Below are 8201 nucleotides of genomic sequence, written 5' to 3'. Positions count from 1 at the left end.
CGACATATTCGTATCGCCCCGGGATCCCCGTACGCAACTGTTCATCACGGGCCGCTTCGGCTGACACGTACAGCACCACCGTTCGAGCTTCACGCCGTCTAGTCGCTGAACGCGGCGGGAAGCGTGCTGAGAAACGCCATGACGCGCTGTGTGCGCAGGGGCGGGCGGCGGCCCGAGTTGCGCAGCATCCAGAGGGGTTCCGCAGGCGCGCGCCAGGGCGCCAGCACTTCGACCAGCCGGCCGGCGCGAAGGTCTTCGCCAAGGAGCCAGGCTGGCCCCCAGCCGATCCCGAATCCGTTCGCGACCAAAGCCAGCGAAGCATGCGCGTCGTCGCAAATGTGCTTGGGCTTGGGCGTGATGCGAACGGGTGCTTTGCCGCGCGGGTCGGCGAAGCGCCAGGTCAGGATCTGACCGGTCGCGGGATTGCGGAAGCCGACATGGTCGTGCGCGGAAAGCTCAACGGGCGTGGCCGGCGCGCCGCGCGCCTTGAGATAGGCGGGCGAGGCGCAGGCGATCCAGGAGAACGTGCAAAGCCGCCGCGCCTGATGGCCGGGCGCGCGGTCGAGGGGGCCTGAGCGGATCGCAACGTCGACGCCTTCCGCCGCGAGATCGAGAATCTCGTTGCGGAATTTGACCTCGATCTCGATTTCCGGCCGTTCCCGCAGGAACGCTGGCAGCCGCGGCAGGATGCAGGCACGCGCGAACGAGGCGGGGGCGGTCACGCGCACCCGTCCGCCATCGTCGCGCGCGACTTCGCCGAGCGCGGATTGGACACGGGCGAGACTTTCAACAAGCGCGCGCCCCGCCGTCATCAGCCTGTCGCCCTCCGCGGTCAGCGCCAGCGAATGGGTCGAGCGGTGCAACAGCCGCAAGCCGTGAGCCTGTTCGAAGCGGGCGACCGCCTTGGACATCGCCGAGGTGGTCGTCCCCGCCCGCCGCGCGGCTTCGGCGAAGGAGCCCGCCTCGACGACGCGGACGAAGGCGAGCAGGCGTGAGAGATCGGGAGGCAAGGCCGTTGTGGACATGGAGTCCACATAGTCATGGCTGGACGGTCACTACAAGGGCGAAGTCCGAACGGCTAGCTAGGAAGTGTCAGCGCGCATTCTGCAGCGCCAAAAACACGGAAGTCCGATGAACCCCATCGAAATCACTCTGCAAGCCCTCGACGCCGCCGAGCGGGCGATCCCGTCCGGCCAGCCGATCTACATGCTCAATCTGCTGCGCTACCGCGCGCAGGCGCGTTACGAGGACGGATTCGACGCCGCGCCCTGCTCAGGCCGCGAAGCCTTCAATGAACGCTACAGGCCGGCATTCCGGCGTCTGGCGGCCGGTAAGCCGCTCGTGCGGGTATTCTCCGTCCCGGTCCTGGCGCCCATCGTCGGCTCGCCAGGCGAACATTGGGACGAAGCCGCGATCAACGAATACGGCGATTTCGCCACCTTCCGCGCGATCGTGGAAACTGAGGAGTACATTCGCGAAGTCGCCCCGCATCGCCACGCGGCGCTCGAGGATTTCCGTCTGCTCGCGCTCGCCAAGGCGATGTGAAGCATTGAGGCGACGGCCTCCGCTTTCGCCTTAAGGGAGCTGCTGACGCTCTTGTAGTTGGAGCATTTGCCTCTCCTGTGAGGGGCGGGACAGTCTTGGAAGACGAGGATAATAAGCCGCCAGTGAGTCGGCCACGCGCCCGAGTTAACTGGACGGCCTGTTCTTGTCCCTTTGAGCCGGGGGCGCGTGAAGCTTGTTCCAGAAGTGGCTTAGGACGGCGTTGATGGCCCTGTCGCTCTTATTTGACCATTTCCTTCGGAAGTCGACCATCCTCTTCACGCCAATGCGCGCTCGACGCATCATGTCGGCGCTCGCAGGCCAGGTGATCGCAGCCACGCGTTGATATGCAAGCCTGTTTCGGCCTGCCGGGCTTTGCGGATTGCATGTTCCCGCTCGATGCCGGGTGGAAGCAGTTTAGCTTTCTCACGGAGGCGCAGAGCCTCTGCAGTAAGGCGCTCTTCAAGGGATGTGGCTTGTTTGATGCGCAACTGCATGGGTTAGCTCCTTTCTAGAGGGAATGGAGGCGGGAGCGCGTGATGGCGTTCTCATCACCGAAGAATTGCCGTGCGGTGATCAGTGCAATCTGTCATGTGCGATGCCAGACATATGGTCAATTCTGATCACCCTCGAAAAGTTAGTGAGAACGAGATTAGGACAGTTCGTCGCCTTCGGGTCATAAGCGGCGGTCGAGGCAAATACGGTTCGACGTCCGGTCTGCCGGCGAGGGCAGACATTATCTCGCGCTCAAGCATTCTTCGGCCTAGGACCAGAACGGGACAGCCTGAGGTCATCGTTAGCGGGTGTCCGTGAGGCGACGCCGAGTCTCATCAGCCATCGTCCGGGGCCGGCGTTCGCTTCCGCAAGCACCTGGTCGCGCAACACCGAGGGGCAAAGCTCGCCGCGCTGGGCTAGCTCGATGACCCTCACGGCGATGGTCTCACGAGCCCGCGCGTCGCCATTGATATGAAGATAGTTGCAGACTTCCTCACAAGCTAGGGACATCGCCTCAATATCGTTGGGCTCGAATGCGCCTGCTGATACGAACGGAAGGATGACACTCATAATTCAACTCCTCTTTAATTGGACGCCTCTTGGTTCGGCATCTTCTACAACGAAGAGTCTGCGTACATCTGGAGCGAGAGTCTGAGCTTTAGTGCTCACTTGGCGGGGAACACGTGCAACTCAACCGCGCCCACACGCGGCAAGAACTTTCTTGATGTTCAATTTGTCCTAGAATGTATGCTAGTGAATAATTAAAGGCGGAAAGTATGGCCAAGGCAATGAAGAAGCGGCCCTTCGACGTCCAGGTGTTCCTCCACACCGTGGCCGGGGGGAGGACCGTTTCGAAGTATCAGAAGAATCGGAAGGTCTTCTCTCAGGGAGACCCCGGTGATGCGGTCTTCTACATACAGGAAGGCAAGGTCAAGGTTTGCGTCGTCTCCGAGCAAGGCAAGGAGGCGGTAGTCGCCCTCCACGGAAATGGAGACTTCTTTGGTGAGAGTTGCCTGAATGGGCATCCGCTGCGGGTGGCGACGGTCGTGACGGTGACAGAGTGCGTCATCATGCGGCTCGAAAAGACGGCTATCATGCGTGCGCTTCGCGACGAGCGAAGTTTTCTGAGATGTTCATGGCTCACCTGTTGTCTAGGAACGCCCGAGTCGAGGAAGACTTGGTCGACCAGCTGTTCAATTCCAGCGAGAAACGTTTGGCGAGGGTCCTCCTGCTAATGGCGAACTTCGGCAAGGAAAGTAAGCCCGAGCCGGTCATAGCGAAGATAAGCCAGGAGACACTCGCGGAGATGGTCGGGACCACGAGGTCGCGGTCAGCATGTTTATGAACAAGTTCCGCAAGCTTGGGTTCATCAAATATAACGGATCACTGGAGGTCCATAATTCTCTGCTGAACGTGGTGTTGCACGACAGTCCTCACCTCAGGAAGCGTGCCGAAAAGCAGAAATAGGCTAAACCCGCCGACGTTGTCTCTCTGGCTAGCTGCAGCACCAGCGTGGGGTCCATCCGATGCTTCCATCTATAACCGCTTGTGAATCTGGGAGCCCACGATCGCTTCGGGTCACGAGAGCGCCCATAGTCCGCCAAGGGCTGTTATCGGGCTCTGGTGCTTTGCCGACGCGGATAGGCTGTTGAACGCCGAGTCAGTTCTGGGTGCTTCTTTTTGATGATGCGCTCGCTGCTCGGACGAAACCAAGCACGATATTTTCATCCAAATCTGATCACGCTTTGATGTCGTCGCCGAAACGGCGCGTCGCGGCGATCAGCACCACGAACGTCGCAACCCATACCATCCGCGCGCCGTAGCGGTCGTGCGGGCCGGAGATTACGGCGCAGATGAAGGCGTTGCCGAGCAGGGCCAGCGTCACCGTCGCCGCCAGCAATGTGAGATCGTCGAGCCGCCGGTGCGCCAGCGCATGGGCGAGCAGGGCGAGCAGCCCCAGCATCGAGGCCAGCGCCACCGGCACGTGAAGCCAGTTGATCGCGGTGAAGTCGAGGCCCCAATTCTGCTGCCGTGCCGCGCGCATCGGCGCGACTTGCGCGGGGATGTAGCGCTCGATGATGCCGCGGGTGTGCGGGATCCAGCCGTCGGTGCCTTCGCCGGTCGCCACGTGCAGCAATTGCTGTCCCATCGCGCGGAGCGCCGCGCCGGCCTGCCAGGCCGGATAGTCCTTCAGCGACTGCACGACGATCGTCCCCATCTCCTCGTTCATGCCTTCGAAGCGGCCGAGCGTGTTGAACATGCTCTTGCCCCACAGGAACTCGTCGGCGCTCGCCGGCAGCTCGTTGCGATAGGGACACAGCTTGTAGCGTTCGCGCGGGCAGCGGTCGTTGAGATAGCGTGCGACGATGCCGTCCTGCATCATGCGGCCGAAGGCGACGCCGTAGCCGCCGGGCGTCCAGGCCAGCTTGCCCGACAGCGCATAATTCGCCGAGACCAGCATCAGGCTACCCGCGACGATGGTGAGGCTCGCCTGCACCAGTCCGGCGAGCGGCAGGCGCTGCCTAAGGAACGGCCGCGCCATCCAGCCTGCGACGCAAAGACCGAGCAGCACGCCGAGCGTGGCGCTGTGGGTGGCCGCGGCAAAGGCGGTGAAGACGAACAGTGCGATCTTTTCCAGTGCCGAGGTACCGCCTGCGCCGACCACCAGGAGGAACAGCGACAGCACCGACAGCCCTGCGAAAATATCGGTGAGCAGCATGCTGGCGAGCCAAGGCAGGGCGGTCGTCACGATCAGGCAGAGTCCGATCGCGACGAAGCGGTAGGTCTGCGTCAATCCCAGCACACGAAGCGTGAGCTGCAGCAGCCACAGCGTCGCCAGCGACTGGAGCGCGAGGTTGATCCAGAAACCGAAACTCTCGCCATAGTGCAAATAGAGGCCGAACACGGTGGAGCGGCTGGGGACGAGATAGCCCTCGTACCAGCGCGCGAGATAGCCGCCTGTATCCCATTGCAACAGCGGATAGCCGTTCCAGATCGCCGGCGCGATCATCAGGAGGGGCAGGGCCACCGCCGCCAGCCGCAGCCAAAAAGCGCCCGCGGCGCGCGCGCGCAATTGATCGGTGGTGATGGTCAAATCGGTTCAGCGCCCCTCATTCGGACCTTGCCTGCAATAGCGGCTCGGAGAGAATTCACCAATAGTTTCACACCGCCGGCTTGAATTTGGCGAAACCCTGACCACTTTGAGCCGACCTTGCCGCTCGGGGCGCCAGGAGAAACTGTTGTGTTTCAAGGTCTTGGGATGCCTCCGCGGGGCAAGGTGCTGTTTACTTCCGGGACAGGCCCGTCGGGACTTTGTCACCTGGACTGTGCTATACAGCGAGCAAAAGACGCCACTTCGAGAGAGCATCCCAAGAGAAAAACCATGGCAGTGCATCAGGTCAATCCGGGGGGAAAGCTCGCATCGCTCGATCCGATCTGGGACCGGATCCGGGGCGAAGCGGAGGACATCGTCCGACGCGAGCCCGAGCTTGCGACCTTCATCTATTCGGCGGTGCTGCATCACGGCCGCCTGGAAGATTCGGTGGTCCACCGCGTCGCCGAGCGGCTCGATCATTCCGCACTGTCGGGCGACCTCGTGCGCCAGGCCTTCATGGAGGCGCTGCGCGACGATCCCGATCTCGGCAACGCCTTCCGCGCCGACCTCGTTGCCGTCTACGACCGTGATCCAGCGACCTCGCGCTTCATCGATCCCTTGCTCTACTTCAAGGGCTTTCACGCCATCCAGACCCATCGCCTTGCGCATTGGCTCTATCTGAAGGGCCGCAAGGATTTCTCCTACTATCTTCAGAGCCGGTCGTCGGCGGTGTTCCAGACCGACATCAATCCCGCCGCGCGCATCGGCCGCGGCATCTTCCTCGACCACGCTACCGGTTTCGTCTGCGGCGAGACGGCGATCATCGAGGACGACGTCTCTATCCTTCACGGTGTCACGTTAGGGGGCACCGGCAAGGAGAATGAGGACCGTCATCCGAAGATCCGTCACGGCGTCTTGATCGGCGCCGGCGCGAAGATTCTGGGCAACATCGAGATCGGCCATTGCGCGCGCATCGCCGCGGGTTCGGTCGTGGTCAAGCCGGTGCCGCACAACGTCACCGTCGCAGGCGTGCCCGCCAAGATCGTCGGCGAGGCCGGCTGTGCCGAGCCCTCGCGCACCATGGATCAGATGATCAACGCCATGGGGCTCTGAGGGCGCTTTCGTGCTGAAAAGGACCGGATTTGCCGGTCCTTTCCCTCCCCAAATTCTTTGGCAATTCATGCTGGCGGTTCGTCGCGTCTCGTCCTAAAACCCGCCGACCATTTTCGATCGGAGACTTGCCGTGGACGTCAAAGAAGTCAGAAAGTTGGACGCGTATCTGAAGCGCGTATTCGGCAATCCCAAGATCCGCGTCGTGCCGCGGCCGAAGAAGGACGATTCCGCCGAAGTCTATATCGGCGAGGAGTTCATCGGCGTGCTGTTCGTCGACGACGAGGACGACGATCGCTCGTTCCAGTTCCAGATGGCGATCCTCGAAGACGATCTGGTCGATCAGGAATAGTTTTCCGACGCCTCTCGTGTCCCGGACGCATTGCAATGCCAACTAGCGTTGCAATGCAGAGCTGGGACCCAGAGAGCTACACGACGCATCGCTGCGACATGGGCCCGGGCTCTGCAGCGTACTGTCGAAGCGACGCTGCGCTGCGTCCGGGAGACGCATCGACATCGAGCCGCGCTCTCTTTCCATCGTGCCACACTACCCCTGTATTGCCCGACGCTTCAAGGCGAATTCGAAAAATTCGAAGATGGTGGGTGTTGGATCCCGCCTTGGCAGGCGATTTTCGGCGCGGTGATCTGAAATTCTGAAAAGACGAATTGAGCCAAGCACTTGGCTACTGTGCATGGGGTTGTTTTCGGACAACTTGTCTTGAAAGGCTTTGCTCAGCCCCGCGGCCCGCGCAATTGCGCGGTCAGCCTGTCCATCGCCTCCGCCACGTCGCGCCACTGCGACAGCCAGCTGCGCGGAAAGCGGAAGGTGAGGTCGGCGCCGCCGACGCGGCGCTCGGCGATGCACATGCCCGGGGTGGCCCCATCGCGCGTGCAGCGCGCGGTGAGCGCGGGGCTTGGGGCCGAATACAGGTCCTCGCTGCCGTAGGGCGTTTCGGTGCGGAAGGCCCGCACCGTCAGGCCGTCTGCGGGCTGCGCCGCGGACGGGTCGAGATAGCGCGGATAGATCGTCGCCATTCGCTGCTCGGGCGAGAGCGCATCGTGATGGGCCGCGATCGACAGGAAGATGCGGTCGATCGATTGCAGGGCTGCCTCCGCCGTGTCGGCGGTGACGTGCTTGGGCGGGCCGGGCGGCTGCAGCGAGGGATAGAGGAAGTCGAGGTCGATGCGCTCCTGCGGTCCCGAGTGCCGCTGGATTTTCATCCGGATCGCGGTCACCGGCAGGTTGAACAATGTGCCGCCGACGCTCACCGGCAGCCTGTCCGGCGCGTTCGCGCCGCGGCTGCCCCAGGTCGGCCACAACAGGTAGGCGACGAGCGCGATCGCAGCCACCGCAGCCGCGCCGCCGAGCACGATCGGGACGATGTGCGTCCAGGTGCGCGTGCGAGGGGACCTGAGGGAAACTGCCGAAAACACCGTCATGACCAGAGCGCTGGGAAAGCGGGACGTCGCCCAAGGGGCCGACGAATCAGCGCCGAATATGCCACGCGGCGGCGAGTTCGCGCAGCGTTCCCGGCTGCGGGGACCGGGGAGGGCCCTGCGCGAGGCGGCCGGCAGCGTTAACCTTTCCTTAAGGATAATGTAGCGTTAACCCGCACTCTTTGTCACAGGAACGGGGTGGCGTTGCGTAAGGGCGGACCGTTCCGATGACACCTGAAGCTCTCAATATGTTTTTTGCCATCGGGATTGGCTTCGCGCTCGCCGGCGCGCTCGTGAACGGCTACCAGGCGCTCGCGCGGCGGCCCGCCGGCTTCGGCCTGCTGCAGGAGGGCGTGGCGCCGAAGACCTTCGCGGCGGTTCCGTTCCTGGTGTTCGCCGCGCCCTTCATCATCATGCGCAACACGCTGCGCGGCATCCAGGTGGAGCGGCGCCGGATCGAGTTCGTGATGATGGCCACCGTCATCGCCAGCTTCTGGAGCATGATGAGCGGCACCTTCTTCCT

General features: G+C 62.8%; 9 protein-coding genes and 1 pseudogene. 5 read left to right on the top strand and 5 right to left on the bottom strand.

The window, feature by feature from the left end; all coding sequences use genetic code 11:
- Window positions 1–98: 98 nt before the first annotated feature.
- Window positions 99–1025, bottom strand: a complete 927-nt coding sequence (locus JHD07_RS16725) for a LysR family transcriptional regulator (RefSeq protein ID WP_291624158.1) — start codon at window positions 1023–1025, stop codon at window positions 99–101.
- Between the two features lie 64 nt (window positions 1026–1089).
- On the opposite strand from JHD07_RS16725, the gene JHD07_RS16720 reads away from it, so the two are divergent.
- Window positions 1090–1545 (top strand): hypothetical protein, encoded by a 456-nt coding sequence (locus JHD07_RS16720; RefSeq protein WP_291624156.1) that lies wholly within the window; start codon window positions 1090–1092, stop codon window positions 1543–1545.
- Window positions 1546–1844: 299 nt separating this feature from the next.
- Here the strand turns inward: JHD07_RS16720 and JHD07_RS16715 are convergent, their stop codons facing one another.
- Window positions 1845–2039, bottom strand: a complete 195-nt coding sequence (locus tag JHD07_RS16715) for a hypothetical protein (RefSeq protein WP_291624154.1) — start codon at window positions 2037–2039, stop codon at window positions 1845–1847.
- Between the two features lie 250 nt (window positions 2040–2289).
- Window positions 2290–2607, bottom strand: a complete 318-nt coding sequence (locus JHD07_RS16710; RefSeq protein WP_291624152.1) for a hypothetical protein — start codon at window positions 2605–2607, stop codon at window positions 2290–2292.
- Between the two features lie 206 nt (window positions 2608–2813).
- On the opposite strand from JHD07_RS16710, the pseudogene JHD07_RS16705 reads away from it, so the two are divergent.
- Window positions 2814–3504: pseudogene (locus JHD07_RS16705) on the top strand (Crp/Fnr family transcriptional regulator).
- A gap of 271 nt (window positions 3505–3775) precedes the next feature.
- Here the strand turns inward: JHD07_RS16705 and JHD07_RS16700 are convergent.
- Window positions 3776–5131 carry a hypothetical protein gene (locus tag JHD07_RS16700; RefSeq protein ID WP_291624150.1) on the bottom strand — a complete coding sequence of 452 codons (1356 nt, stop codon included), beginning with the start codon at window positions 5129–5131 and terminating at the stop codon, window positions 3776–3778.
- A gap of 288 nt (window positions 5132–5419) precedes the next feature.
- Between JHD07_RS16700 and cysE the strand changes: the two genes are divergently transcribed.
- Together cysE and JHD07_RS16690 are read left to right on the top strand one after the other, a co-directional pair.
- Window positions 5420–6244, top strand: coding sequence for a serine O-acetyltransferase (cysE, locus tag JHD07_RS16695; protein WP_291624148.1), 825 nt, complete (start codon window positions 5420–5422; stop codon window positions 6242–6244).
- 130 nt (window positions 6245–6374) lie between these two features.
- A complete protein-coding gene (locus tag JHD07_RS16690) occupies window positions 6375–6593 on the top strand; it encodes a DUF3126 family protein (RefSeq protein ID WP_007602550.1) in 219 nt (72 codons plus the stop codon).
- Between the two features lie 380 nt (window positions 6594–6973).
- Here JHD07_RS16690 and JHD07_RS16685 read toward each other — a convergent pair whose 3' ends face one another.
- Window positions 6974–7681: a hypothetical protein gene (locus JHD07_RS16685; protein WP_291624090.1), complete on the bottom strand. Its 708-nt coding sequence runs from the start codon at window positions 7679–7681 to the stop codon at window positions 6974–6976.
- A 224-nt stretch (window positions 7682–7905) separates the two neighbouring features.
- Between JHD07_RS16685 and JHD07_RS16680 the strand changes: the two genes are divergently transcribed.
- On the top strand, window positions 7906–8201 hold a 296-nt coding region (locus JHD07_RS16680), incomplete at its 3' end, for a hypothetical protein (RefSeq protein WP_291624089.1).

The sequence above is a fragment of the Bradyrhizobium sp. genome, from assembly GCF_016462955.1.
GTDB lineage: Bacteria > Pseudomonadota > Alphaproteobacteria > Rhizobiales > Xanthobacteraceae > Bradyrhizobium.
This window is presented reverse-complemented; position numbering and strand designations above follow the sequence as displayed.

What these genes read in the sequence shown, in the direction of transcription:
- JHD07_RS16725 (WP_291624158.1), bottom strand. Translation starts at nt 1,025, where the DNA reads ATGTCCACAACGGCCTTGCCTCCCGATCTCTCACGCCTGCTCGCCTTC.
- JHD07_RS16715 (WP_291624154.1), bottom strand. Translation starts at nt 2,039, where the DNA reads ATGCAGTTGCGCATCAAACAAGCCACATCCCTTGAAGAGCGCCTTACT.
- JHD07_RS16710 (WP_291624152.1), bottom strand. Translation starts at nt 2,607, where the DNA reads ATGAGTGTCATCCTTCCGTTCGTATCAGCAGGCGCATTCGAGCCCAAC.
- cysE (WP_291624148.1), top strand. Translation starts at nt 5,420, where the DNA reads ATGGCAGTGCATCAGGTCAATCCGGGGGGAAAGCTCGCATCGCTCGAT.
- JHD07_RS16685 (WP_291624090.1), bottom strand. Translation starts at nt 7,681, where the DNA reads ATGACGGTGTTTTCGGCAGTTTCCCTCAGGTCCCCTCGCACGCGCACC.